The 24,331-nt window shown below is 74.1% G+C and carries 22 protein-coding genes; 6 read left to right on the top strand and 16 right to left on the bottom strand.

The window, feature by feature from the left end:
- The first annotated feature begins 4 nt into the window (after positions 1-4).
- Positions 5-1,228: an exonuclease domain-containing protein gene (locus AMK25_RS12550; protein WP_073828522.1), complete on the top strand. Its 1,224-nt coding sequence runs from the start codon at positions 5-7 to the stop codon at positions 1,226-1,228.
- 132 nt (positions 1,229-1,360) lie between these two features.
- Here the strand turns inward: AMK25_RS12550 and AMK25_RS12545 are convergent, their stop codons facing one another.
- Positions 1,361-1,753 carry a hypothetical protein gene (locus AMK25_RS12545; protein ID WP_073828521.1) on the bottom strand — a complete coding sequence of 131 codons (393 nt, stop codon included), beginning with the start codon at positions 1,751-1,753 and terminating at the stop codon, positions 1,361-1,363.
- Positions 1,754-1,900: 147 nt separating this feature from the next.
- On the opposite strand from AMK25_RS12545, the gene AMK25_RS12540 reads away from it, so the two are divergent.
- Positions 1,901-2,674, top strand: a complete 774-nt coding sequence (locus AMK25_RS12540; protein WP_073828520.1) for an alpha/beta hydrolase — start codon at positions 1,901-1,903, stop codon at positions 2,672-2,674.
- A 9-nt stretch (positions 2,675-2,683) separates the two neighbouring features.
- Here AMK25_RS12540 and AMK25_RS12535 read toward each other — a convergent pair whose 3' ends face one another.
- Genes AMK25_RS12535 through AMK25_RS12525 form a run of 3 tightly spaced genes read right to left on the bottom strand, consistent with a single transcriptional unit; the run spans position 2,684 to position 5,073 of the window.
- Positions 2,684-3,190 (bottom strand): DinB family protein, encoded by a 507-nt coding sequence (locus AMK25_RS12535; protein WP_073828519.1) that lies wholly within the window; start codon positions 3,188-3,190, stop codon positions 2,684-2,686.
- A 44-nt stretch (positions 3,191-3,234) separates the two neighbouring features.
- A complete protein-coding gene (locus tag AMK25_RS12530; RefSeq protein ID WP_073828518.1) occupies positions 3,235-4,059 on the bottom strand; it encodes a M15 family metallopeptidase in 825 nt (274 codons plus the stop codon).
- A 48-nt stretch (positions 4,060-4,107) separates the two neighbouring features.
- The gene (locus tag AMK25_RS12525; protein WP_073828517.1) at positions 4,108-5,073 is read right to left on the bottom strand and encodes an acetylxylan esterase; all 966 of its coding nucleotides are present in this window, start codon (positions 5,071-5,073) and stop codon (positions 4,108-4,110) included.
- 199 nt (positions 5,074-5,272) lie between these two features.
- Here AMK25_RS12525 and AMK25_RS12520 point away from each other — a divergent pair, with 199 nt between their 5' ends.
- Complete coding sequence (locus tag AMK25_RS12520; protein ID WP_073828516.1) at positions 5,273-6,298, top strand: LacI family DNA-binding transcriptional regulator; 1,026 nt, start codon at positions 5,273-5,275, stop codon at positions 6,296-6,298.
- A gap of 16 nt (positions 6,299-6,314) precedes the next feature.
- On the opposite strand, the gene AMK25_RS12515 is transcribed toward AMK25_RS12520, so the two are convergent.
- The 6 genes from AMK25_RS12515 to AMK25_RS12490 all read right to left on the bottom strand — a co-directional run bounded on the left by AMK25_RS12515 (position 6,315) and on the right by AMK25_RS12490 (position 13,429).
- Complete coding sequence (locus tag AMK25_RS12515; protein WP_073828515.1) at positions 6,315-7,601, bottom strand: D-alanyl-D-alanine carboxypeptidase family protein; 1,287 nt, start codon at positions 7,599-7,601, stop codon at positions 6,315-6,317.
- Positions 7,602-7,753: 152 nt separating this feature from the next.
- Positions 7,754-9,055: a D-alanyl-D-alanine carboxypeptidase family protein gene (locus AMK25_RS12510; RefSeq protein ID WP_073828514.1), complete on the bottom strand. Its 1,302-nt coding sequence runs from the start codon at positions 9,053-9,055 to the stop codon at positions 7,754-7,756.
- Positions 9,056-9,155: 100 nt separating this feature from the next.
- Entirely contained in the window at positions 9,156-9,572 is a 417-nt protein-coding gene (locus AMK25_RS12505) for a protein-tyrosine phosphatase family protein (RefSeq protein WP_073828513.1), read from the bottom strand.
- A gap of 97 nt (positions 9,573-9,669) precedes the next feature.
- On the bottom strand, positions 9,670-10,290 hold the full coding sequence (locus AMK25_RS12500) for a hypothetical protein (protein WP_073828512.1): 621 nt from the start codon (positions 10,288-10,290) through the stop codon (positions 9,670-9,672).
- Between the two features lie 13 nt (positions 10,291-10,303).
- On the bottom strand, positions 10,304-12,088 hold the full coding sequence (locus AMK25_RS12495; RefSeq protein WP_073828511.1) for a DUF4012 domain-containing protein: 1,785 nt from the start codon (positions 12,086-12,088) through the stop codon (positions 10,304-10,306).
- 99 nt (positions 12,089-12,187) lie between these two features.
- Complete coding sequence (locus AMK25_RS12490) at positions 12,188-13,429, bottom strand: glycosyltransferase family 4 protein (protein ID WP_073828510.1); 1,242 nt, start codon at positions 13,427-13,429, stop codon at positions 12,188-12,190.
- Positions 13,430-13,573: 144 nt separating this feature from the next.
- Here AMK25_RS12490 and AMK25_RS12485 point away from each other — a divergent pair, with 144 nt between their 5' ends.
- Positions 13,574-14,128, top strand: coding sequence for an arsenate reductase/protein-tyrosine-phosphatase family protein (locus tag AMK25_RS12485; protein WP_073828649.1), 555 nt, complete (start codon positions 13,574-13,576; stop codon positions 14,126-14,128).
- Here AMK25_RS12485 and AMK25_RS12480 read toward each other — a convergent pair.
- Entirely contained in the window at positions 14,109-15,560 is a 1,452-nt protein-coding gene (locus AMK25_RS12480) for a polysaccharide biosynthesis tyrosine autokinase (protein WP_073828509.1), read from the bottom strand. The genes AMK25_RS12485 and AMK25_RS12480 overlap by 20 nt on opposite strands.
- A gap of 185 nt (positions 15,561-15,745) precedes the next feature.
- Between AMK25_RS12480 and AMK25_RS12475 the strand changes: the two genes are divergently transcribed.
- Together AMK25_RS12475 and nhaA are read left to right on the top strand one after the other, a co-directional pair.
- Entirely contained in the window at positions 15,746-17,593 is a 1,848-nt protein-coding gene (locus AMK25_RS12475) for a nucleoside-diphosphate sugar epimerase/dehydratase (protein ID WP_073828508.1), read from the top strand.
- Positions 17,594-17,750: 157 nt separating this feature from the next.
- Positions 17,751-19,049 (top strand): Na+/H+ antiporter NhaA, encoded by a 1,299-nt coding sequence (nhaA, locus tag AMK25_RS12470; protein ID WP_073828507.1) that lies wholly within the window; start codon positions 17,751-17,753, stop codon positions 19,047-19,049.
- Between the two features lie 55 nt (positions 19,050-19,104).
- Here the strand turns inward: nhaA and AMK25_RS12465 are convergent, their stop codons facing one another.
- From AMK25_RS12465 to egtA, 5 genes are all read right to left on the bottom strand, one after another.
- Positions 19,105-19,692 carry a TMEM165/GDT1 family protein gene (locus AMK25_RS12465; protein ID WP_073828506.1) on the bottom strand — a complete coding sequence of 196 codons (588 nt, stop codon included), beginning with the start codon at positions 19,690-19,692 and terminating at the stop codon, positions 19,105-19,107.
- A gap of 226 nt (positions 19,693-19,918) precedes the next feature.
- A complete protein-coding gene (gene egtD / locus AMK25_RS12460; RefSeq protein WP_073828505.1) occupies positions 19,919-20,884 on the bottom strand; it encodes an L-histidine N(alpha)-methyltransferase in 966 nt (321 codons plus the stop codon).
- 38 nt (positions 20,885-20,922) lie between these two features.
- On the bottom strand, positions 20,923-21,669 hold the full coding sequence (gene egtC, locus AMK25_RS12455; RefSeq protein ID WP_073828504.1) for an ergothioneine biosynthesis protein EgtC: 747 nt from the start codon (positions 21,667-21,669) through the stop codon (positions 20,923-20,925).
- A 9-nt stretch (positions 21,670-21,678) separates the two neighbouring features.
- Positions 21,679-23,007, bottom strand: a complete 1,329-nt coding sequence (gene egtB / locus AMK25_RS12450) for an ergothioneine biosynthesis protein EgtB (protein WP_073828503.1) — start codon at positions 23,005-23,007, stop codon at positions 21,679-21,681.
- The gene (egtA, locus tag AMK25_RS12445; protein ID WP_073828502.1) at positions 23,004-24,239 is read right to left on the bottom strand and encodes an ergothioneine biosynthesis glutamate--cysteine ligase EgtA; all 1,236 of its coding nucleotides are present in this window, start codon (positions 24,237-24,239) and stop codon (positions 23,004-23,006) included. Before egtA ends, egtB begins: the two co-directional genes overlap by 4 nt.
- Between the last annotated feature and the right edge of the window lie 92 nt (positions 24,240-24,331).

Below are 24,331 nucleotides of genomic sequence, written 5' to 3'. Positions count from 1 at the left end.
CGACGTGTACGCAGTCATCGACCTTGAAACCACTGGTCTTCGGACGAGCTGGCATGACCGGATCGTCGAAGTGGCAGTCGTCCAGCTCGACGAGAACGGCCGTATCACTGACGAGTGGTGCAGCCTGATCAACCCCGACCGCGATCTCGGAACGCAGGCCATTCACGGGATCTCGGCAGCAGAAGCACGACGCGCACCGCGCTTCGATCAGGTGGCCGGACACCTCGCCACGATGCTGCGCGGCCGGGTCCTCGTCGCCCACAACTTTCATTTCGACGCCCCCTTTCTCGACTCCGAGTACGAACGAGCAGGGATCCGCACACCGATCCGACACACCGCCGGCCTCTGCACGATGCAGTTGGCATCGCATTTCCTGCCCTCAGCCGGCCGCAGCCTGCGCGACTGCTGCCATGCGGCTGGGCTGCCGGCGCATCAGGCACATTCGGCGCTGCACGACGCCCGCGCCGCCGCTCAACTCCTGACTCACTACCTTGCGGCAGCCGGTAGTCCGCCCCCGTGGAATGCTGCTGTAGCGGCTGCCGTCCGAGCGCCCTGGCCAGCGATCAATGCGCAGCCAGTGAAGGCCGTTCTACGACGCGCCCCCGGCGAGCGTGAACAGCACTTTCTGGCCCGCCTTGTCGACCGGCTGCCACGGCTGCACGAGCCGCAAGGAGACGCCTACTTGGATGTCCTCGACCAAGCGCTCCTTGACCGCCACATCTCCGCCACCGAGGCCGATGCGCTCGTGGCCACCGCCGAGTCGCTCGGGCTCGCCCGCGTCGACGTCGAGCACTTGCATCTGACCTACCTTGCGAGCCTTGCTCAGATAGCGCTCGAAGACGGCATTCTGACCCCGGCTGAGCGCCGGGACCTGGATCTGGTATCAGGGCTGCTCGGTCTCGGACGATCGGACGTCGACAAGGCCCTGGCGGCAGCGCCGACCGTCATCCCCGGACAGCGCCGGGGTGGCGAATGGCGGCTTCAGCCTGGTGACGTCGTTGTTTTCACCGGCGCGATGGAGCCGGCACGGGAGAAGTGGGAGGAGGAGGCCCGGACTGCGGGTCTCGATGTCGGTAGCAACATCACGAAGAAGACCCGCCTGCTGATCGCCGCCGATCCGGACACCATGTCGGGGAAGGCCAAGAAGGCCCGCCAGTACGGCATTCCGATCGTCCACCCCACTGCATATCGGAGCATGTTGGCCGGGCTCACCGCCGTCGCCGTGTAGTCCGCGCGCGACAGCGCCCGTCCATCGGATCGCCGTCGCTCCCGGACGGACATCTCGATCTCGCGTATGACGAGGCCGAGCGTCCGGGAGCGGCGGTCGGCCTGGATCGGGCAGGGGCGAAGGTGCCCGGCCTCAACCGGCGTGGGCGACCGGGTGGCGGCGCATCTCCTCCATGAACGGGTAACGCGCGGTCAGCTCGGCGAGCGTGATGCCGGCGCGCCAGGCGGCCGCCACCTGCGCGACCTGGAGCAGGTCGGTGGCGTCACCGCGGGCCTGGACGTCGCCGTCCACCCGCAGGTCGATCATGAAGTAGCGGGCCTGGGAACCGAGGCTCACGCAGACCACGCCCCGGGGGGAGGTCATCTCGGCGCAGGTGAAGCGGCTGCGCCCCTGCTCGGGCGCGGTGACCTCGCCGACGTCGAGCTGGTGCGCAGCGGCGGTCGCCACGAGCGCGGGCGCGAGACCGCCCGGCTCGACCAGGTCCGGGTAGAGGCGCACACCCAGTGCGGCGGACACGTCGCTCATGCCTGACTCCCACTTCCTTGTGACAGAGACCAGCAGCGCGCAGGTTACGGGTGTGTTACCGGCACGCACGGCCATCCTTTCCCGTACGACCGTCCCGGGGCAATAGGAACGCCCTCATCGAACCCCTGCGGGGTACGCTGCCGCCTCATGGCGCACATCCGGTGTGACTTCTTCTCCGAGGCGCTCGGCGTGGGTACCTCGATGACGGTGCTGCTGCCCGACCGGGGCGCCGCCGGGATCGGCATGGCGGGTTCCGGCGCGGACGGTGACCCGCCGGTGCTCTACCTGCTGCACGGCCTGACCGACGACGACACGGTGTGGACCCGCCGCACGTCGATCGAGCGGTACGTGGCGCCGCTGGGACTGGCCGTGGTGATGCCGCAGGCGCAGCGCAGCTTCTACTGCGACGAGGCGCACGGCAACCGCTACTGGACGTTCCTCAGCGAGGAGTTGCCCGAGGTGTGCCGGTCGTTGTTCCGGCTGTCCGACCGGCGGGAGGACACGTTCGTCGCGGGCCTGTCGATGGGCGGCTACGGCGCGGTGAAGTGGGCGCTGCGCCGGCCGGAGCGGTTCGCGGCGGCCGCCAGCCTGTCCGGGGCGCTGGACGTGACCCGCCGCCGCCACCATCCGACCCACCCGGTCGACCCGGCGGTGTGGCACACGGTCTGGGGCGACGACCCGGTGCCCGCCGACGACGACACGGTGGGGCTGCTGGAGCGCTCCGGCAACGACCGGCCGGCGCTCTACGTCGCCTGCGGCACCGAGGACTTCCTGTACGAGGACAACCTGCGGTTCCTCGACGCGGCCCGGAAGCGCGACGTGCCGGTCACCGTCGACTTCGGTCCGGGTGACCACGACTGGGCGTACTGGGACGCGCGCATCTCCGACGTGCTGGCCTGGCTGCCGCTGCGCGGGCGCTGACCGGCGGGCTCAGACGCCGACGGCGCCGTCGATCGCCTCCCGGATGAGGTCGGCGTGCCCGTTGTGCCGGGCGTACTCGTGCAGCATGTGCAGCATGACCAGGCGCAGCGACACGTCCTCGCCCCAGCGGGCCTGGTGACCTGTCACGTCGAGCGAGGCGGCCTCCCGCTCGATGCGCCGGGCGTGCTCGATCTCCCGCCGCCACGCCGCGAACGCCTCCGCCACGTCGGCGTCGCGGGCGTCGTACGCCTGCTGGAAGTCGCCGCTGTCCGACCACACCAGCGGCACGTCCTCGGCGGCGATGACCCGGCGGAACCAGGTGCGCTCCACCTCCGCCATGTGCCGGACCAGGCCGAGCAGGGACAGCGTGGACGGCGGGGACGCCGGCCTGCGCAACTGCTCGTCGGTCAGCCCCTCGCACTTGAGGGCCAGCGTGGCCCGGTGGAAGTCGAGGAACGCGCGCAGTGACTCCCGCTCCCCGCCGAGCAGCGGCGGTCCGATCCGTTCGGTCTCCATGAACGCCCAGCCTAGCTGCGATCGATCTTGGTGGAACGACCGCGTCACCGCAGTGACGAGCCGGCCACCGGGAAGTCGAACCAGGTGTCCGGGTACGGCTCGTCGACGTACCGGTAGTGCCACCACTCCAGCGGATAGTTCTCGAAGCCCTGCGCGGACATCAGCCGGCGCAGCAGGTCCCGGTTGGTCCGGGCGGTGTCGCTGATCCGCGCGTCGGCGGTGTGGGCGCGCGGGTCGAAGCAGTCGAACCCGGTGCCCATGTCGATCGAGTCGTCGGCGAAGCGGCGGCCGGCCGGGTCGGTGCAGGGCACCAGCGGCTGGCCCGGCGTGTACGCGGCCTGCGTCGGCCCGGACACCGGCACCAGGGTCAGGTCGACGGTGCTGCCCCGGCTGTGCGCGGTGGGCGCGCCGATGTACCCGTCGGCGAACAGCCGGTCCTTGGGCACGGCGGGGTAGAACTCGCCTTTCATCAGCTGGTCGCCGGGGAGTTTCGCCCAGGCGACGAAGTCGTCCGCCGCGCGCTGCGGCCGGTAGCAGTCGTACACCTTGAGGCTGTGCCCGCCGGCGAGCGCGGCGGTCTGCACCCGGTGCAGCGCCTGCGCGGCGGGCCGGGTGAGCAGGCAGCGTGGTTCGGCGTACCCGTCGATCGGGCGGCCGACGAAGTTGTGCGGGCCCGCGTACCGGATGTCGGTGCGGACGGTGGCGTCGACGGCGCTCAGGTCCACGATGTCCGCCGGCGCGCTCGGCCCGGTCGGGGTGGGTGACGGCGGCGCGGACGGCGACGGCGACGGGGACGGCCGCTGGCAGGCGGCGGCGAGCAGCGTGGCCGCCACGGCGAGGACCGCCGTCGCGCGTCTGCCGGTGCCCACCCGCCGTGTCTACCAGCCCCGGCGGGCCGGCATCGGCGGAACCGGTGGTCAGCCGCCCAGCGTGGTACGGAGGAAGTCGACAGCGGCGGCGTCGTCGTCGATGCCGCCCGCCTCGTGGCCGTTGAACCGCCACACCGTCAGGTCCTTGTCGCCGCGGTAGTCGTGGTAGGCGGCGTAGACCGTGGACGGCGGGACGATGTCGTCCATCAGCGCGACGGAGAACCGGGCGGGCGCCGTGGCGCGGCGGGCGAACGCGACGCCGTCGACGTAGCCGAGCGTGCGCAGCGCCTGCTCCTCGAGGTCCCGGTGCACGGCGAGGTAGTCCCGGATCTCCCGGAACGGCGCGGTGTCGGTGATCGTGATCGCGCGCGGGATGTCGCAGAGGAACGGCACGTACGCCACCGCCGCGCGTACCGACGGCGCCAGCGCGGCGGCGGCGAGCGCGGCGGCCCCGCCCTGGCTGTGACCGAGTACGGCGATCCGGTCCGGGTCGACGGCCGGCAGCTCGCGCGCGGCGTCCACGGCGCGGACCGCGTCGGTGAGGAAACGTCGGTAGTAGTACCTGTTCGGGTCCTCGATGCCGCGGGTGGCCATGCCCGGCGCCTGCGGCCCGGCGGCGGCCACGTCCGGGGTGTCGCCCCGGCTCCACCCGGAGCCCTGGCCGCGCGTGTCCATCTGGAGGTGGGCGAACCCGGCGGCGGACCAGAGCAGGTTCTCCAGCGCGTGGCCGCGCCCGCCGCCGTACCCGACGTACTGCACGATCGTGGGCAGCGGGCCGGACGCGCCGCGCGGCACCCGCAGCCACGCGCGGATCGGCTGGCCGGCGAAGCCCGGGAAGGTCACGTCGAAGACGTCGACGCCGATCAGCGGGGTCGGCAGCGGGGTCGCCGACACGGGGTCGCCGCACGAGCGCGCCTGTGCCAGAGTGTCAGCCCAGAAAGCGTCGAAGTCCGGCGGCTCGTGCAGGTCGCTGCGGTAGGTACGGAGTTCGGCCTCGGTCAGGTCGGTGAACACGCCTCGGTTTTCCTCGTCGTTCGTCGGGGGTGGACGGCGAGCCGTCGGGAGATGACGGGGGCATTTCCGGAAAGTTTCCGCAACTCGTGCGAACGCTAGGGCCGGTCCGGCCTGTCGTCAAGGGCTCGGCGTACGGCAAGATGTGCGTGGGGCGGGACGGTCTACCGGTCGGTTCCGGCAGCCGGCGAAGGGAACACGGGTGAGCGCGGACGACGAGCGCAGGGTGACCATCACCGCGATCGCACGGGAGGCCGGCGTCTCGGTCCCGACCGTGTCGCGAGTGCTCAACGGGCGGTCCGACGTCGCGCCGGACACCCGGGAGCGGGTCGAGGAGCTGCTGCGCCACCACGGCTACCGGCGCCGGGGCAGCCGTACGGTGCGCCGGGCGGATCTGGTCGACCTGGTCTTCAACGACCTGGACAGTCCCTGGGCCGTGGAGATCATCCGCGGTGTCGAGGACGTCAGCCACGCCGCCGGCGTGGGCACCGTCGTCTCCGCGATCCACCGCGAGTCCAGCTCCACCCGGCAGTGGCTGCACAACCTGCGCGCCCGCGCGTCGGACGGCGTGATCGTGGTGACCTCGCACCTGAGCGCGGCGGTGCAGGCCCAGTTGCGCCGCCTCAACGTGCCGGTGGTGGTGGTCGACCCGGCCGCCGGCGTGGCCGCCACGGACGTGCCGGCGATCGGCGCCACCAACTGGACCGGCGGCCTGGCCGCCACCGAGCACCTGCTCAAGCTCGGCCACCGCCGCATCGGTTTCGTTGCCGGCCCGCCGCACCTGCTGTGCAGCCGGGCCCGGCTGGACGGCTACCGCGCCGCGCTGGCCGCCGCCGGTGTGGCCGCCGACGACCGGCTGGTGCAGCCCGGCGACTTCTACCACGCCTCCGGCTTCACCGCCGGTGGCGCGCTGCTCGACCTCGACGACCCGCCGACGGCCATCTTCGCGGCCAGCGACCAGATGGCGTTCGGGGTGTACGAGGCGGTGCGCCGGCGCGGCCTGCGGGTCTGCGACGACGTGAGCGTGGTGGGCTTCGACGACCTGCCCGAGGCGCGGTGGGCCTCCCCGCCGCTGACCACCGTGCGCCAGCCGCTCGTGGAGATGGGCCGGCTCGCCGCGCGTACCGTGCTGCGGCTGGCCCAGGGCGAGGAGATCGACTCGCCCCGGGTCGAGCTGGCCACCGAACTCGTGGTGCGCGACAGCACCGCGGGGCCCGCCTGCCGCTGACCCGGACCACTCCTTTTCAGTCCTGTTCCGGAATTTCCGGCTCGCGCAGAACCGGCCCGGTCGACATGGCGGCGGCCGCCGCCGCGGCGTGCCGGCGACGCCGGGCCAGCAGCAGCGCTCCCCCGGCCGTCAGCACCGCGCCCACCGCCACGGTGACACCGGCGCCGGGCGCAGTGCCGGGGCCCGCCGCGCCGCCGCGCAGGTCGGCGTGCCCGGCCAGGGCCGACGCCCCGCCGCCCGCCGGTGGCGCGGTACGGTCCAGCTCACCCGGCTCGACCAGCCGCCCGACCGAGGCGTCCCGGGGCTGCGTGAAGCCCCAGTCCAGCAACGCGGCGCCCTGCTGCCAGCCCCGCTGGGTGGTCACCTCGGCGCCGAGCAGCGTGACCACGAGCCGCCGCCCGCCGCGTTCGGCGGCGCCGACGTACGTGTGCCGGGCCAGGTCGGTGAAGCCGGTCTTGCCGCCGATCGCGCCCGGGTACTGGTCCAGCAGCATGTTGTCGTTGGAGATCGCGAACGCCTTCTTCCGCAGCGTCGGCTGGGCCGGTATCTGCGCCGTGCGGGTGGCGGCGTACCGGCGGAAGGCCGGGTTCGCGAAGCACGCCCGCGCGATCAGCGCCAGGTCGTACGCGCTGGTGAACTGGCCCGGACCGTCCAGCCCGGACGGGGTGACCGCGTGGGTCTGCCGGGCGCCGAGCCGGTGCGCCTCCTCGTTCATCGCCCGTACCCCGCCGGTCAGCCCGTCCGGTCCGCCGCCGAGGCGGGCCAGCGCGTTCGCCGCCTCGTTGCCGGAGCGCAGCAGCAGGCCGAGCCAGATCGTCTCGATCCGGTACCGCCCGCCCTCGACCAGTCCGACCGCCGAGCTGCCGGGTTCCACCGCGAGGTCCCCGGCGGTCACGGTGACCTCCCGGTTCGGGTCCAGCCGGGGCAGCATCGTGGCCGCCAGCAGCAGCTTCTGGACGCTCGCGGGCACGCCGTACTCGTGCGGGCCGCAGCCGCCGAGCACCGCGCCGCTGTCGAGGTCGGCGACCACCCAGGAGGTGGCGGTCACCGCCGGCGGCACGGACGACGCGGGCGGGACGACCAGCCCGGCGGTGTCCAGCGCCGCGCCACCGACCGCCCGCGCGGCCGGGTCGGGCGCGGGTGGCGGCTGCGGCGGCCGGGTCGCCGGGGGCGGCACGTTCGGGCAGGGCGGCGCGGACGGCAGCCGGCGTGCGGGCGTGCGGACGCCCGCCACGGCGGGTGTCGCCGACACCGGCACCAGCAGGGCAGCGGCCAGCGCCACGAAGGGTCCCCAGGTCCTCATGCCCCGGACGCTAGCCACGCCGACCCGAACGGGTCACCGGCTCCGGGATTCGGGCCCCGGCTCCCGGGTACCGCGGTAGGCTCGACGGTCCGCCGGGCGGCGTTCCGCGCGCCGCGACAGGCCGGCACCGCAGCGTCCGTACCGACAAAGCGTCAGGCGCGACGGCGTCCGCGGCGGCGAGTGCGGCTCCGGCGGGCGGCGAGCACACCCACCCGGCGGTTCCGGCGGGCGGCGAGAACCGCCGCCACCCCGCCCACCGTGAGCGCCAGCAGCGCGGCGACCGGCACGATCATCCGCCAGTCCCCGTCGCCGATGCGTTGCAGCGCCGTCCCGGCCGGTCCACGCCACGGCGGGGCGGCGGTACGTTTCGGCTCGGCGGCCGCCGCCTGCCGGGGTTGCGCCGCCTCGGCGTCCCGCTCGCCCGGCTCCACCAGCCGGCCGACCGAGGCCTCCCGGGGCAGCCCGAAGCCCCAGTCGAGCAACTGGGCGCCCTGCTGCCAGCCGCGCACCGGGCGGGCCTCGGCGCCGAGCAGCGTCACCACGAGACGGCGTCCGTCGCGTTGCGCGGCGCCGACGTAGCTGTGCCGGGCCAGCTCGGTGAAGCCGGTCTTGCCGCCGAGCGCGCCGGGATAGCGGTAGATCAGCTGGTTCTCATTCTGGATCTGGAACCCGCCCTTCTTCAGGGCCGGCTGGGCCGGGATCTGCGTGCGTTCGGTGAGCGCGTACCGGCGGAAAGCGTCGTCGGCGAAGCACGCCCGCGCGATCAGCGCCAGGTCGTACGCGCTGGTGAACTGCCCGGGACCGTCCAGCCCGGACGGCGTGACGGCGTGGGTCTGGCCGGCGCCGAGCCGCCGGGCCTCGGTGTTCATCTCGGCGACGCCGGCCTGCGTGCTGCCGGCGCCGAGGCGGGCCAGCATGTTCGCCGCGTCGTTGCCGGACTGCAGGATCAGGCCCAGCCAGAGCGTCTCCACGCTGTAGCGGCCGCCGACGAGCAGCCCGACGGCCGAGCTGCCCGGCTCGATGTCCAGGTCGGCGCGGGTGGCGACGGCGACCTGCTTGGGGTCCAGCCGGCTCAGCATGGTGGCGGCCAGCAGCAGCTTCTGGGTGCTGGCCGGGGTGCCGGGGACGTGCGGCCCGCACGCGCCCAGGACGGCGCCGGTGTCCAGGTCCGCCACCAGCCAGGTGGTGGCGGTGACCGCCGGTGGCGCGGGACTGCCCGGCGGCGTGACCAGCCCGGGGGCGGCCAGCGCCGCCCCGCCCACGGCCGCCTGGTCGGGCGTCGTGGCCGGCGGTGTCGGGCGGGGTGGCCGGCTCACCTTCGGCGCGGGCAGCCGGGGGCAGGGCGCGGTGGCGCCGGGCGCGGGGGCCGGCCCGGGGGCGGCCGATGCCGGTACGGGTGTCCCGGCGGCGAGCAGGGTGACGGCGGTGACGGCGGCCAGGACCCGGGCTCTCATGAGAAGGCACCATACCGAGCTTGTTGATCAGGTTCGGATGGCTCACCGGGTCGGTGACGCGGCGCTGATCACCCGGCCCCGCTCGGTGACCGGCCGCGGGTCAGCGGACGCCGTGCAACCACCATCGTTGCCACGGCGTCTCCACCGCCCGCCGGTGGTAGCGGGACCGGACCCAGGCGACCGCCCGCGCGGGCGGCAGCCCGTCCAGTACGGCGAGCGCGGCGAGCGCGGTGCCGGTGCGCCCCACGCCGCCGTGGCAGGCCACCTCGACGCGTTGTCCGGCGTACGCGCGCCGCCACGCCTCCCGCAGCGCGTCGAGCGCGTCGGCGCGGTCGGCCGGGATCCAGAAGTCGGGCCAGCGGACGCGCCGGACCGGCCACTTCGGCTCGGGGCCGGGCGCCAGCAGCAGGGCGAAGTCGGCGGGCGAGGCGGGCTCGGCGACCCGGCGCCCGCGGACGGTGGCGCCCCCGGGCAGCGTGAGCAGGCCGGTCCGGTCGGTCCACGGTGTCGCGTCCATGGCTCATTCTGTCCCGGCGCCGGGACACGTGAGTGCCCGCCGGACGCGTCCGGCGGGCACTCACGATCGAGCCGGGTCGTCCCCGGCACACCTCGGATCAGCCGAGGCGACGGCGACGCCAGGCCATGGAGGCCAGCAGCAGCACCGCACCGGCGGCGGCGAGGCCCCCACCGAGCTTCAGCGGCGCGCCGATGCTGTCACCGGTCACCGGCAGCCCGCCGTGGTGCGGGGACTTGGTCGGCCTCGGCGGCAGGACGGTGCCGGTGGCGCTGGCGATCAGACCCGACGTCAGACCGGTGGCGGTGAACGTGTAGCGGCCCGGCCGGGTCGGGCGGTAGGGGACGGTGAAGTTGCCGCTGGCGTCGGCCGTCACGGTGAACGTGGTCGGCGCGGGCTGCGGCTGGGCCCGGTTGGGCGTGTAGGCGACAGGCGCCATCGCCACCGTGCTGCCGTCGCTGCGCCGCGCGGTCCCCTCGGCCGGGGCGGCCACGGGCAGGCCCGAGATCGCCACGTCGATGCGGACCGTCTCGTTCGGCGCGAAGCCCGAACCCCGCAGGGTGAACGTCTCGCCGAGCCGGATGGTGGTCGGTGAGACGGTCAGCGACGCGCCGTTTGGCGGGTAGACCGGGGGCTGCGGCTGCGCCGCCCCGGCCGCGGTCGGCACGGCCGCTACGGCCAGGCCCACCGTGAGCGCCATGATGATGCGGGATAGCCGCATGATGGTTTCCCTCCTACTGTTCACAGCTTGGTGCGTTGACTACTTGGGTGGTCCATGGGGTGACGGTTGGCGTGTGCACCAGCTCGGCCGTCCCGGCGCCGGTCTGGCCGGTGAGCACCGTGACGTCGAGCGTCCGGGTCTGCCCGGGGCCGGTCTCGACCTTCGCCACCGCCACCTGGCGGCGGCCGTCGGTGCCGCTGCCCATCGCGGTGTCCCGTCCGTCGAGCCGCCCGGTGAGGACGGCGCCCCCGGTGGGCGTGTGCACGGAGACGAAGGTGCGTGCGGTGTACTTGTCGCCGGACAGGGCCAGCCCGGTCACCGACTTGGTCAGGCCCGACTTCGGGGCGGTGGAGTGCACCGTGACCTTCAGCCGCAGCTCGCGGCGCCCGTCCGGATGGCATTCGCCGACCGTCACGGTGGCCGAGAACCTGAGGTAGTAACCGAGCTTCGCGCCGCTGCCGTCGTTGAGGAACACGCCGACAGTCGGCACGGTGTCCTTCTCCGGGAGCTGACCCGCCAGCCGGGTGTCGGCCAGCGCGCGCTGCTCATCGGATCGGACACTCCAGAACAATATCCGACGTTCATTGATGGAACGGCTAAAAACGGTCAAAAGAGACCGAGGGTCGACCGTCTTGGTGAACAACGTGTCGAACACGCCGGATGCGGCCCGGGCGAAGAACACGTCCTGGTCCTTCGTGTCCAGGTCCCGGTACGAGTCACTCAACAGCGTCCGTACGGCGGTGGCGGCGGCCAGCGACGGCCCGTCCGGCACCTTCACCGGGCCGACCACGCCGAGCAGGTACGACAGGACCACGGGGTCCACCGCCAGCACGCCGTCCACAGTGATGTCGGTACGGCGGCGCACCATGTCCCGGTAGAGCGCGGCGGCGGCCGGGAAGTCCGGGCTGAGGTTCACGTCCGCCGGAAAGATGCCCGGCAGGTCGCCCCAGAGCCGCTTCGCCTCGGCGCCGATCTTGAGTGGTGGGTCGAAGAACCGCAGGTCCGACGAGCTGCCCTGCTTCACCAGGCGGACCCGGCCGCCCTCGGCCCGCAGCACCGCGTACGCGCCGAACATGCCGCCGGTGGCACGCAGCTCGGCCGGATTCTGCGAGACGAGCAGGTAACTGCGTGGCCCGTCCGCGCCGAGCAGCGGCGGCAGCAGCCGCGCGCCCCGATCCGCCGCCGAGGTCAGCTCGCCCAGTTTGTCCAGCTCCGCGCGCAGCGCGGTGACCGCGTCGCGCACCTGCGCCACGAGGCCGTCCACCGGCACCCGCCGCAACCGCTCGGCGGTGGTCCGGACCGCCTGGTCGGCCGCCGCGACCTCGGCCGAGACCGCGCGCAGGCGGGCCAGGTCCAGCCGGCCCTGCTTGGGCACCAGCGAGGCGAGGTCGACCCGCAGCAGCGTGGGGAACGCGAGCCGGCCCAGGTCGTCCACCGCCACCGAGATCTGCCGCACCGCCGCCAGGTTGTCCCCCGCGTACGGGGTCTGCTGGCCGGCCCACCAGACCGGGTCCCCGGTCGCGCCGCGCGCGGCGGCCGCCTGCTCCTGCAACGCGGCGAGCGTGCGCTGCGCCCGGGCCACGTCGCCGTCGAGCACCTGGGCGCTGAGCTCCTTGGCCAGCCCGGCGGCGTTGACCAGGTGGGCGCGGGCCTGCCAACCCCGGAACGCGACCCAGCCGCCGGCGCTGAGCAGGACCGAGACGACGACCAGCCCGGTCAGCAGGATCCGGCGGACCCGGGCGCGCCGGCGCCCCCGCGAGCGCCGCCGCCGGCCGGGCGAAGGACCGGGTCCGGACACAGAATCCTCCTACGGGACGAATAAGACACTTTCCGCAATCGAGTTGCTTTCTAACATGGAAAAGCGCAAGTAAGTGGGCTGTTCAGCCACTCTGGTGCTTTACATCGCTTCTGCGAGTTTTCCTCGGCTCGGCGCCATGCCCGCCGCCTCGTGCAGCAGGGCCTCGATCCGGTCCACGCCGGCCCGCATCGACATCTCCCGCAGGTACACGCCCCGGCCCCGCCTGCCCATGTCGATCCGGGCGGCCACCGGGATGGCGGCGGCCAGCCAGAAGCGGTCGGCGAGCGCGGCCCAGTCCTCCGGCGGGCAGGACAGCCCGGCACGGGCCCGCTCGACCAGCTCCGCCGTCTCCCCACCGGCGGAGGCGACCACCGGCGCGGCACAGGAGAGCGCGGCCTGGAGCTTGGCGGGCACGGTCCCCCGCAGCTCGGGCCGGTCGCGCTGCGCGACGAGCTGATAGTCCGCGGCCGCGTAGAGCTGCGGCATGTCCACGGCGGACCGCCGCTCCACGAACCGGACGTTGTCCGCGCCGAGGTCGGCGGCGAGCCCCCGCACCCGCCGCTCCTGCGGGCCGGAGCCGACCAGCACCAGGTCCATCCGGTCACCGAGCGCCGCCGCCGCGCGGACCGCCGTCTCCAGGCCCTGGCGCGCGCCGATCGTCCCGGCGTGCATCACCACGCAGCGGTCGTCCCGGCGGACCATCCGACGGACGGCCGGACCCGCCTGGGTCGGGCGGAAGATGCGCTCGTCGGTCCAGTTGAGCACCGTGCGCACCCGCGCCGGTTCGACCCCGCGGGCGCGAACCAGATCTCCCATGGACGGCGAGCTGACCGCCACCAGCGCCGCCTCCCGGTAGAGCCGGCGCGTGGCGGCCTCCAGCCGGGCCGGTTCCCGACGGCTCCGCTCCGGGTCCGGCTCGTGCTCGGCCCAGACGTCCTGCACGTGCAGGACTGTGGGCGTACGGCCGAGCAGCCGCAGCAGCCCGGACGCCGCGAACGTGACCGCCGGGTGACCGAAGACGTAGAGCGCGTCGACGCCGCGCAGCAGGCCCGGCCCGGCGAGCGCGGCGCTGCCGGCGAAGGAGAGCCAGCTCGCGGTACGGCTGCGGGGAGAGCCGTCGCCCCCGGCGTACCGGGGCACCCGGCGTACGGTCAGCCGCTCGCTGTGCGTCTGGTGCCGCCAGCGCTGCCGCCAGCCGGGATAGACGTGGCCACCCGGGTAGTCCGGGAACCCGGTGAGCACCCGCACGTCGTGGCCCCGGGCGACCAGCTCCTCGGCCAGGCTGCCCGGGACGAACGCCGGCTCCGGCGGGAAGTGGTAGGACAGGATGCCGATCCTCATGTCCACGCTCCCGGCGCGGCTTGCCGCACGGGCGCGCGGCGCGACGCGTACGATTCCGGCAACCCCTCTGCGTCCGGCCGCGACCGCCGGAAGAACGCCGTCGCGGCACTCTGCGCCGCGACCGTGCCGACGAGAGGGGTGCAGATGGTCGACGAGGTCCTCTTCGTCTGCCACGCGAACATGTGCCGGTCACCGATGGCGGAGTTCATCGCCCGCCGGATGCTGGCCGGCCTGCCGCTGGCGGTCGCCAGCGCGGGCACCGACGCGATCGACGGGGCCGCGATGCACCCGTACGCGGTCGAGGTGGCCGCCCGGACCGGCGCGGACCCGGCGGCCTTCCGCACCCGGCGGCTGCGCCCCGAGCACCTGACCGGCGCGGCGCTGGTGCTGACCGCGACCCGCCGCCAGCGCTCGGCCTGCACCGCGATGGCCCCGGCCACGCTGGCCCGGACGTTCACGCTCCGGCAGTTCGCCCGGCTGGCCACCGAGGCCCGGGCGGGCGAGGCGGAGGCGGGCACGCCGCTGCGGGCGGCGGTGTCGGCCGCCGTCCGCGCCCGGGGGCGGCTGCAACCCGCCGCCCCCGACGTGGACGACCTGCGCGACCCGATCGGCGGCTCGCCGGCCGACTTCCGGCGGTGCGCGGAGGAGATCGAGCGGTCGATCCGCCCCGTGCTCGCGCTCATCGCGACAGCCGGGTGAGTTCCTGCGTCCGGTCGCCCTTGACGGCCTTGGCGCCCCGGCGGGAGCCGGCCCGGTCGGCCGGCACCGAGGGCGCGGCCGGCGGCAGGACCACCTTGTACGCCTCGTACTGATAGGCGTCCGACTTGGCCACCTTGGCCATGTTGAGCACGCAGCCGAGCAGGCGCACCGAGACCGAGCTGAGCGCGTTCGCCGCCGCCGCCACCTGGCTGCGCGAGGTCCGGCCCTGCTGGGTGACCAGGAGCGCGCCGTCGGCCTGCACGGCCACCACCACGCCGTCGGTGACGGCCAGCAGCGGAGCGGTGTCGATCACCACGATGTCCGCCGAGTCCCGCAGCGCCACCAGCAGGTCCGCCATGGACTTCGAGCCGAGCAGCTCGCTCGGGTTGGGCGGGGTCGCGCCACTGGGCAGCACCAGCAGGGACTTCTCACCCCAGCGCTGCACCACGTCGCCGACCTGGACGTCGCCGACCAGCACGTCGGTGAGGCCGACGCCGCCGTCGAGGCCGAGGTAGTCGGCCACCTTCGGGCGGCGCAGGTCGGCGTCGATGAGCAGGACCCGCCAGCCCGCCTCGGCCAGCGCGATGGCGGTGTTGCAGGCCATCGTGGTCTTCCCCTCGCCCTGCAGCGCGCTCGTCACCGCGATGACCCGGGCCGGTTCGTGCACGTCCACGAAGCGCAGGTTGGTGCGCAGTTTGCGGACCGCCTCGGCCCGGGCGGAGGTGGCCGCCGCGCCGACGATCAGCGGCGCCGCCTTCGCGCCGGTCTCGTACGGGATCTCGCCGAGCAGCGGACTGCCGGTCACCCGTTGCAGCGCGACGCCGTCGCGCATCCGGACGTCGGCCAGCCCGCGCAGCACGGCCAGCGCGGCGCCGAGCAGCAGGCCCAGCAGACCGCCCATGACGAGATTACGCGTGGGCTGCGGGGAGACCGGGTTGGACGTCACCCGGGGACCGCTGACGACCTCGATCTTGATCGGCGGGGCCTTGCCGTCCGGCGGCGTCTCCACCTTGCGCACCAGCTCGGTGAACTTCGTCGCGAGCGTCTCGGTGGTCTTCAGCGCCCGGGTCTGGTCGGTGTCGGTGATCGTCGCCTTGAGCAGGACCGTGCCGGTGGTGCTGGCGGTACGGATCCGGTTGCGCACCTGGTCGGCGGTGAGGCCGAGCGGCGCGTCGGCCACCACGCTCTGCGCCAGCCGGTCGCTGGTGAGCAGGTCACCGTAGGACTTCACCCGCTGCTGGAGGAAGAGGCTGCCCTGGTAGGCGTCGGTGACCCCCTGGCTGGGCGTGGTGACGAAGAACGTCACCGAGGCCTCGTACCGAGGCGCTGTCCGGACCGTCACCAGCGCGGCGGTGCCCAGGGCGAGCATCACCGTCACCAACACGATCCACCAGTGGCGTCGGACCAGGCGCAGGTAGCCGAGAACGTCCATCACGCCCTCCCTCGCGACACGCCGGTCTGCCGATGAAACTGCACGAAAGCCCCCTAAAAACCCCAGTACCCGTGCCAGGATCGAATCGCCTATTCACGACGTTACGTGACTGGACGAATGTAAACGACCGAACAGGCACAGAAGGTCTAATCCTTTCAATCCGGATAGGACACAGAGGGCAGCCCATGGATCGTGAAGCCAGCACAGCAGTGCGACCGCACCGCCGGATCACCCACCGCGCCGCCACCCTTTCCCTGTTAACGCTGGACACGGCCGCGTGGTGCGGAGGTTTTCTCGGCGCCGCCTGGACCCGGTACGAGTTCGACCTGACCGCCGCCGCCACCGCCCGTACGCTCGGCCTGGCGCTGGCCTGCGCCGCGCTGTACGCCGCGCTCACGCTGCTCCGCTCCCGGATCTACGGCCGGTACCCGATCGGCAGCTCCGGCGACGCGCAAGGGCTGGCCGTCACCGTCGCGATCGTCGCGGCCGTCGGCGCCCTCGCCGTGATGCCGTGGACGCGGCATCCGGTCCCGGCCAGCACGCCGCTCGTCGGCGGCGCGGTGGCGCTGGTGGTGATGGCGGCCGCCCGCGGGCTCTGGCGGGCGCGCGCCGACCGCCGGCCACCGGCCGCACGGCACGCCGAGCGCTGCCTGGTCTACGGGGTGGACGCCGCCAGCGAGCGGCTCGTCCGGGTGCTGTTGCAGGATCCCGACAGCAGCTACCGGCCGGTCGGCCTGCTCGACGACGCGCCCGACAGCCGCGGCCTGCGGCTGGAAGGGCTGCGCGTGCTGGGCGGCCGCGAGCAGGTCGGCGACGCCGTCCGGGCCACCGGGGCGAACATGGTCATCTTCTCGATGAGCGGCTCGGACCGGCAGCTGCTGCGCGACGTGCGCACCCGCACCCTGGAGGCCGGCGCGGCGTTCAAGGTGCTGCCGCCGGTGCGCGAGCTGCTCGACCGGCCGGTCGCCGCCACCGACGTACGCGACGTCCAGCTCACCGATCTGCTGGGCCGGGCGCACCGGGTGGCGGAGCTGAGCGTGGAGCGGGGCGGGCTGGCCGGCCGGCGGGTGCTCGTGACCGGCGCGGGCGGCTCGATCGGCTCGGAGCTGTGCCGGCAGATCGCCCGCTGCGAGCCGGACGAGCTGATGATGCTCGACCGGGACGAGTCGGCGCTGCACGCGCTGCAGATGTCGCTGCACGGGCGGGCGCTGCTGGACGGGCCGGAGCTGATCCTGGCCGACATCCGCGACGCCGAGGGCATCGCCCGGGTGGTCGCCGACCGGCAGCCCGACGTGGTGTTCCACGCCGCCGCGCTGAAGCACCTGACGCTGCTCCAGCGCCATCCCGGCGAGGCCATCAAGACCAACATCCTGGGCACGATCAACGTGCTGGAGGCGTGCCGGGACGTCGCCGAGTTCGTCAACATCTCCACCGACAAGGCGGCCAACCCGGCGAGCGTCCTCGGCTACTCCAAGCGGATCACCGAGCGGCTCACCGCGTACCACGCGCAGCGGCTCAACGGCACCTACCTCAGCGTCCGGTTCGGCAACGTCCTCAGCAGCCGCGGGTCGGTGCTCACCGCGTTCCAGGCGCAGATCCGCGCCGGCGTGCCGGTCACCGTCACCCACCCCGACGTCACCCGATACTTCATGACCGTCCAGGAGGCGGTGCACCTGGTGCTCCAGGCCGCGACCCTCGGCCGGGGCGGCGAGGCGTTGGTGCTCGACATGGGCGAACCGGTCCGGATCGCGGACGTGGCGCGCCGGCTCGCCGCCGAGGCGGACCGGCCCGTGGAGATCGTCTTCACCGGGCTGCGGCCCGGCGAGAAGCTGCACGAGCACCTGTTCGGCGCGGACGAGGTGGACACCCGCCCGCTGCATCCGTTGATCTCCCACGTCCCGGTGCCGGAACTGGACCCGGACGAGGTGCGGACGCTTGACCCGTACGCCGACCCGGACGAGCTGATCAAGCGGCTGGCGGCGCTCTGCGAACCGGCCGGCGCCGCCCTGCCGGCGCTGCCCGGCCAGCGCTGACCGCGCGCCGGTGGGACGCGCCCGCCCACGAGGCGGGCGGCGCGTCCCACCGGCCCGGCTCGCCGCCGGTCCCGGCGGCCGTTAGGGTTGGTCCCGGTGTGCCGGGAAGCCTGGTCGGCGATGAATTCGCCGACCCCAGCTCCCGAACGGACGCCGCATGACCCACACCCCACCCCCGTCGCGCCTGCTCTCGCGCCGCTCCTGGCCGGAGGCCCGGTTCCTGGCCGACGTGCTGCGCACCGAGACGGTCGGCGGCGCCCTGCTGCTGCTCGGCGCCGTGGTCGCCCTGATCTGGGCCAACTCGCCGTGGCGCGCGGGGTACGCGGAACTGAGCCACTGGGTGCCCTGGCCCGGCGGCGCGGCGCTGCACCTCGACCTCAGCCTGCGCACCTGGGCCGCCGACGGGTTGCTGGCGATCTTCTTCTTCGTGGTGGGCCTGGAGCTCAAGCGCGAGTTCGTCGCCGGTGACCTGCGTGACCCCCGCCGGGCCGCGCTGCCGGTGATCGCGGCCCTCGGCGGCATGGTCGCGCCCGCGCTGATCTACCTGGCGGTGACGCTCAGCGCCGGCGGCGCCGGACTGCGCGGCTGGGCCATCCCCACCGCCACCGACATCGCATTCGCCCTCGCCGTGCTCGCCGTGGTCAGCTCCCACCTGCCGCAGGGGCTGCGCGCGTTCCTGCTCACGCTTGCCGTGGTGGACGACCTCTTCGCGATCACCATCATCGCGGTGTTCTACACCGCCGACTTCCACCCGCTGCCGCTGCTCGGCGCGCTGCTGCCGATCGCCGCGTTCGGGTTGCTCGTGCAACGGCGCCGCACCTGGTGGTGGGCGCTGATCCCGCTTGCAGTGACCGCCTGGGCGCTCGTGCACGCCTCCGGCGTGCACGCCACGGTGGCGGGCGTGCTGCTCGGCTTCACGGTGCCCGTGCTGCGCGGGCGCGACGGCGCGCCCGGCCTGGCCGAACGGCTGGAGCACCGGTGGCGGCCGGTCTCCGCCGGCCTGGCCGTACCGGTCTTCGCCTTCTTCGCCGCCGGGGTGACCCTGATCGGCGTGGACGTGGGTGGCGTGCTGAGCAACCCGGTGGTGCTCGCGGTGGTCGCCGGCCTCGTGCTGGGCAAGGTCGTCGGCGTGTTCGGCTCGACCTACCTGCTCGCCCGGTTCACCCGGGCCGAACTGGACGAGGAGATCACCTGGGCCGACCTGCTCGGGCTGGCGCTGCTGGCCGGCATCGGCTTCACCGTGTCGCTGCTCATCGGCGAGCTCGCGTTCGGCGCGGGCAGCCCGGAGGAGGACGGCGTCAAGGTGGCGGTGCTGCTCGGCTCGCTGACCTCCGCCCTGCTCGCGTCGGTGGTGCTGGTCCGCCGCAACCGGGCCTACCGCCGGATCAGCGAACGGGAGAGCCGGGACGCCGACGGTGACGGCGTCCCGGACGTCTACCAGGGCGGCACCGCCTGACCTGCGTCGCGCCGGCCGTCCCCGCGGGGAGGACGGCCGGCGCGACGCGGGCGGCTCAGTTCAGCTCCGTCACCGCCTCGAAGATCAGCCACAGGCCGCAGATGGCGAACAGCACTGCGGCGCCGTAGCGGATCGCCCGTTCCGGCAGGTGCCGGCCGAGCATCCGGCCCACCAGGATCGCCAGCGCGTCCGCGGCGACCATGCCGAGCGTCGACCCGAGCCAGGTGCCGAACCAGCCGTACTTGGTGGCGAGCGTGATGGTGGCGAGCATGGTCTTGTCACCCAGCTCGGCCAGGAAGAACGCCACACCGACCGCGAGGATCGCCGACCGGTTGCTGCGCTCGGCCTTGCGCTTCTCCTCCTCGGTCAGCTTGTCGCCGCGCAGCGTCCACGCGCCGAAGCCGAGGAACGCCAGGCCGGCGATGAGCGAGATCCATCCGGTGGGCAGCGCGGCGTTCAGGCCGTACCCGATGGCCACCGAGGCCAGGTGCACGATCGCGGTGGCGATCGTGATGCCGATGAGCACCGGTACCGTCTTGAACCGGGTGGCGAACGTGAGTGCCATGAGCTGCGACTTGTCGCCCAGCTCCGCAACGAAGATCACGCCGAAGCTGACCACCAGCGCGACGAGGAAACCCTCCATGTGAACCTTCCCGATCAAGCCGGGAGGAGGAACGGGGGCGCCCTCGACCCGGCTGCGACAGCCTGAGTCGAAGGTCTCGCCCGCCCCGGAGACCGGGGCCGCGTGGCCGGATGCGGAACGCACCAGTGTGTCGACCACGACATTGGGGGCTACTCCCCTTCGCGCCGCCAGCCTAACCGATCACCCGCAGCGCCCGTCAGCGGGTGTGGCCCGGACCACCCGGACCTCAGTCGGCCCGGGCCAGGCTCACCCCGAACAGCCCGTCCGGGTCGGTCCAGAACGCATGCCTGTCGAACCCGGCGGCGGCCAGCTCGGCGGCGATCCCCTCCGGCCGGAACTTGGCGGAGACCTCGGTGCGCAGCTCCTCGCCGGCGGCGAACACGACGTCGGTGTCCAGCACCCGCACCCGGGTCGGGCGCTCGGCGCGCAGCCGCATCTCGATCCACTCCCGCGCCGGGTCCCAGACCGCCACGTGCCGGAACGCGCCGAGGTCGAAGTCCGCACCCAGCTCCCGGTTGATCACCCGGAGCACGTTGCGGTTGAACTCGGCGGTCACGCCGGCCGCGTCGTCGTACGCGGGCACGATCACGGCCGGATCCTTGACCAGGTCGGTGCCGATCAGCAGCCAGTCGCCGGTCTCCAGCGCCGCGCGCATGGCGGTGAGGAATCCGGCCCGCTCCACCGGCAGCAGGTTGCCGACGGTGCCGCCGAGGAACGCCACCAGGCGCCGGCCGCCGGTGGGCAGCCGGTCCAGGTGGCGGGTGAAGTCGCCGACGATCCCCCGCACCCGCAGCCCCGGATACGCGGCGGCGATCTGCTCGGTGGACGACCGCAGCGCGCTCACCGACACGTCCAGCGGCACGAACGTGCCCAGGTCGCCGTGCCGGGTGAAGGCGTCCAGCAGCAGCCGGGTCTTCTCCGACGAGCCCGACCCCAGTTCGATGAGCGTCTTCGCGCCGGTCATGGCGACGACGTCGTCGGCGTGCGCGGCGAGCACGGCCCGCTCGGCCCGGGTCGGGTAGTACTCCGGCAGGCGGGTGATCTCCTCGAACAGCTCGCTGCCCCGGGCGTCGTAGAACCACTTCGGCGGCAGCCACTTCGGCGTCGCGGTCAGCCCCACCCGTACGTCCTCGCGCAGGCCCCGGTCGAGGTCCCGCTCCTCCAGGTGGATCTCCAGCGGCTCCGCGCTCATCAGGTGTCCTCTCTGTCCTGCCGGTGGATGGGAAGAAGTCAGGCGGCGGTCAGCTCCCGGACGTCGAACCCGCCCGGGGAGGCCACCACGAGCCGGCCGTCCGGCACCGCCAGCCAGGCCGGGTCGTCGTCGAACGGCTCGGACGCCAGCAGCACCGAGTCCGGGCCGCGACGCGCCGACAGCGCGTGGCCGGCCGTGCTCGCCACGACTGTCGTACCGTCGGTGAGCAGCAGGTTCAGCCGCGACCCGGGAGCGGCGGCGGCGACCGCCGCGACGGTGTCCGCGACCGCCTCGCCCGGTGGCGCCCCGGCGCGCAGCCGGTGCCGGACCAGCGCCCACAGCAGCGCCGAGTCGGTCGGCACGTCGAGCGTGATCAGGTCGCGCACGGGCAGGCCGGCGGCGAGCGGGACCAGGCTGTCCGGCCAGCCCCGCACCACGCCGTTGTGGCTGAACAGCCACCGCCCCTCGGCGAACGGCGCCGCCGCCGTCTCGTGCAGCGGCATGCCGACGGTGGCGGACCGGACCGCCGCCAGCACCGCCCCCGCCCGCGTCACGGCGGCCAGCTCCGGCAGCGTGGTGTCGCTCCACATCGGCTGGGCCCGCCGGTACCGGACCGGGTCGCCGTCGTCCGGGTACCAGGCGACGCCGAAGCCGTCGGCGTTGATGGTGCCGCCGCCACGCATGTCACGCGGCGCCCACGACTGGCGCAGCAGGCCGTACGGCGGGTCGGACAGCAGGCTGCGCAGCAGCACGGGTGGACCGAGGTACGCGAGGTGACGGCACATCAGGCCGGCTCACTCCTCCGGGCCGGCGTCACGGGCGCAGCGGAAACCGCTGAAGATCTGCCGCCGGATCGGGTAGTCCCAGTTGCGGAACGTGCCCCGGCAGGCGGACCGGTCGGTGCCGAACGAGCCGCCCCGCAGCACCCGGTGGTCGTCACCGAAGAAGACCTCCGAGTACTCCCGGTACGGGAACGCGGTGAAGCCCGGGTGGCCCCGGAACGGCGACGAGGTCCACTCCCACACGTCGCCGACGAGCTGGTGCACGCCCAGCGGCGACGCGCCCGCCGGGTACGCGCCCACCGGCGCCGGCCACAGATGCCGCTGGCCCAGGTTGGCGTGCTCGGCGCCCGGGTCCTCGTCGCCCCACGGGTAGCGGCGGGACCGGCCGGTCGCCGGGTCCCAGCGGGCCGACTTCTCCCACTCCGCCTCGGTGGGCAGCCGCTTGCCGGCCCACGCCGCGTACGCCTGCGCCTCGTACCAGCAGACGTGCACCACCGGCTCGTCGTCGCGGACCGCCGACCAGCGGCCGAACCGGCGGTACGCCCAGCCGTCGCCGTCGCGCCGCCAGTGCATCGGCGCGCTCAGGTCGGCCTCGGTCCGGTGCCGCCAGCCGGCCTCGCTCCACCAGCGCGGCTCGTCGTACCCGCCGTCGGCGATGAACGCCCGGTACTGCCCGTTGGTCACCGGGGCGGCGTCGATGAGGTACGCGGGCAGGTCGACGGTGTGCGCCGGGCGCTCGTTGTCCAGCGCCCACGGGTCGGTGGAGGTGCCCATGGTGAACGGCCCGGCCGGCACCCGTACCTCACCGCCGACCCGGGCCCGGGGCTCCGGCGGGGGCGGCGCGTGCAGCACCGGCGGGCCGGCCTGCAGCTGGTGGGTGGCGAGCATGGTCTCGTCGTGCTGCTGCTCGTGCTGCACGATCATGCCGAACGCGAACCCGTCGGCGACGAGGGGACGCTCGGTGAAGCGGATGCCGTCGAGCAGGTCGAACACCTTGTCCCGCACCGTACGCACGTAGGCGCGCGCCTCGCCCGGCGGCAGCAGCGGCAGCGCCGGGCGGTCCTTGCGGGGCTGCTTGAACGCGTCGTAGAGGTCGTCGATGTCGTGGCGCACCGGTTCGCGTCCGCCGACGTCGCGGACCAGCCACAGCTCCTCCTGGTTGCCGACGTGCGCCAGGTCCCAGACCAGCGGCGACATCAGTGTGGAGTGCTGCCGGACCAGGTCGTCGTCGTCCACCGCGTCGGTGAGTGACGCGGTGCGGGCGCGGGTCCGCTCCAGCTCGGCGGCGATCCGGTCGCGCAGTCGCTCGGCGTCAGTGCCCGGTCGGTCGGTGGTGGTCACCGGTGTCCCCTCTCCGTGGCGGCGCGGCGCCGCCGGATCGCTCGGTGGGTCTCCTCGTGGATGGCGGGCGGCAGGTCGAGCCGGGGCAGAGCTGTCAGGGCCAGGTCGAACAGCGCCGCCGCGGCGGTCGCCAGCGGGCGTTCGGCCAGTCCGCACCGGGCCGCCGCGCGCCACCGGTCGGCCACCGGCACGGCCGCCGCCAGCGCGTCGCGGGTGGTCGCCGGGTCGGCGAAGAGCGCGGCCAGGACCACCAGCGGCACTGTCCACTCCGCGCCGGGCTGGGCGTCCAGGTAGCGCAGCTCCAGGTAGCCGCGCGGGCGTACCGGCGGGAACAGCGTGCTGACGTGGTATTCCAGGTCGTCGGTGGTGGGTGGGCGGGGCAGCGCGCCGGCCAGCCAGTCGGCGAACGTGACGTCCGGCGGCGCGGTCCAGTCGGGGCCGTCGCCGCGTACGCAGAGCAGCGGCGCGGCGAGCGCGTACCCGGTCCAGGCGGCCACCGGATCCTCGTCGGCGCGGGCCGCCGACCACACCGGGCGGGTCCGGGCCGGGTCGATGGCGAGCCAGGTGGCCATCCGGGCGGAGGCCCAGCCGGTGGCCCGGCCGGCGTGCCGGCCGGCGGTGGCGAAGGCGGCCAGCAGCGGCGGGCCGACGGCGTGCGCGGCGGCCCACCGCAGCGCGAGGTGCTCCGGCTCGCCCGCGTCGAGGCAGACCTGGAGCCCGGCCGTGCTGTACATCATCGCCCGCCCCGCCGGGCCGCGCCGGTCGAAGGCGCACCGCATGGCCCGGTAGCGGGGGGTTTCCACGACGGGTCGCGGCAGGCGCCACGGGTCGATCCCGCTGCGGCCGAGCACCAGTCCGGCGGCGTCCAGCCGGGCCCGCAGCTCGGCGACGTCGGCCTCGGTGGCCAGGACGAGCGCGCCGACAGTCGGTCGCGGCGCTGCGGAGATCTCCACCTGCCCGCCGGGCTCCACTGTCACGGCGCTCGCGCGCCGGAGCTCGTCGGCCGGGCTGGTGGGGTCGAGCGTCACGGGGCTGTGCCGCCCCAGTGCCTTGCGTAGTCGCTCGCGGTCGACCGGCCGGGCCGGGTCCGCGGCGTCGTGCACGGTCCATTCCAGTTCGACGCCGACGAGCGTGGGCGGCCCGGTCTTGAAGCAGATCCGGGCGAGGTGGCCCCGGGCCGCCTGCTCGTCGCCCAGGACGACGGCGCGGTCCAGGTCCGGCGACATCACCATGGGGTGGCTCCTCCTCGGCGACGGGCGACCACGGTGTGGCGACGCGCCCGGCCCAGCCGGCGCGGGACGCCGTCCCACCATCCTCTGTCTAG

The sequence above is a fragment of the Micromonospora sp. TSRI0369 genome (assembly GCF_001905625.1).
In the GTDB taxonomy this organism is placed as follows: domain Bacteria; phylum Actinomycetota; class Actinomycetes; order Mycobacteriales; family Micromonosporaceae; genus Micromonospora; species Micromonospora echinospora_A.
This window is presented reverse-complemented; position numbering and strand designations above follow the sequence as displayed.

Bases quoted from the DNA above. Each gene is read 5' to 3' on its own strand.
- AMK25_RS12545 (WP_073828521.1), bottom strand. From the start codon at position 1,753: ATGAGCGACGTGTCCGCCGCACTGGGTGTGCGCCTCTACCCGGACCTG.
- AMK25_RS12540 (WP_073828520.1), top strand. From the start codon at position 1,901: ATGGCGCACATCCGGTGTGACTTCTTCTCCGAGGCGCTCGGCGTGGGT.
- AMK25_RS12535 (WP_073828519.1), bottom strand. From the start codon at position 3,190: ATGGAGACCGAACGGATCGGACCGCCGCTGCTCGGCGGGGAGCGGGAG.
- AMK25_RS12515 (WP_073828515.1), bottom strand. From the start codon at position 7,601: ATGAGGACCTGGGGACCCTTCGTGGCGCTGGCCGCTGCCCTGCTGGTG.
- AMK25_RS12510 (WP_073828514.1), bottom strand. From the start codon at position 9,055: ATGAGAGCCCGGGTCCTGGCCGCCGTCACCGCCGTCACCCTGCTCGCC.
- AMK25_RS12505 (WP_073828513.1), bottom strand. From the start codon at position 9,572: ATGGACGCGACACCGTGGACCGACCGGACCGGCCTGCTCACGCTGCCC.
- AMK25_RS12500 (WP_073828512.1), bottom strand. From the start codon at position 10,290: ATGCGGCTATCCCGCATCATCATGGCGCTCACGGTGGGCCTGGCCGTA.
- AMK25_RS12490 (WP_073828510.1), bottom strand. From the start codon at position 13,429: ATGAGGATCGGCATCCTGTCCTACCACTTCCCGCCGGAGCCGGCGTTC.
- AMK25_RS12485 (WP_073828649.1), top strand. From the start codon at position 13,574: ATGGTCGACGAGGTCCTCTTCGTCTGCCACGCGAACATGTGCCGGTCA.
- AMK25_RS12480 (WP_073828509.1), bottom strand. From the start codon at position 15,560: ATGGACGTTCTCGGCTACCTGCGCCTGGTCCGACGCCACTGGTGGATC.
- AMK25_RS12475 (WP_073828508.1), top strand. From the start codon at position 15,746: ATGGATCGTGAAGCCAGCACAGCAGTGCGACCGCACCGCCGGATCACC.
- nhaA (WP_073828507.1), top strand. From the start codon at position 17,751: ATGACCCACACCCCACCCCCGTCGCGCCTGCTCTCGCGCCGCTCCTGG.
- AMK25_RS12465 (WP_073828506.1), bottom strand. From the start codon at position 19,692: ATGGAGGGTTTCCTCGTCGCGCTGGTGGTCAGCTTCGGCGTGATCTTC.
- egtD (WP_073828505.1), bottom strand. From the start codon at position 20,884: ATGAGCGCGGAGCCGCTGGAGATCCACCTGGAGGAGCGGGACCTCGAC.
- egtC (WP_073828504.1), bottom strand. From the start codon at position 21,669: ATGTGCCGTCACCTCGCGTACCTCGGTCCACCCGTGCTGCTGCGCAGC.
- egtA (WP_073828502.1), bottom strand. From the start codon at position 24,239: ATGGTGATGTCGCCGGACCTGGACCGCGCCGTCGTCCTGGGCGACGAG.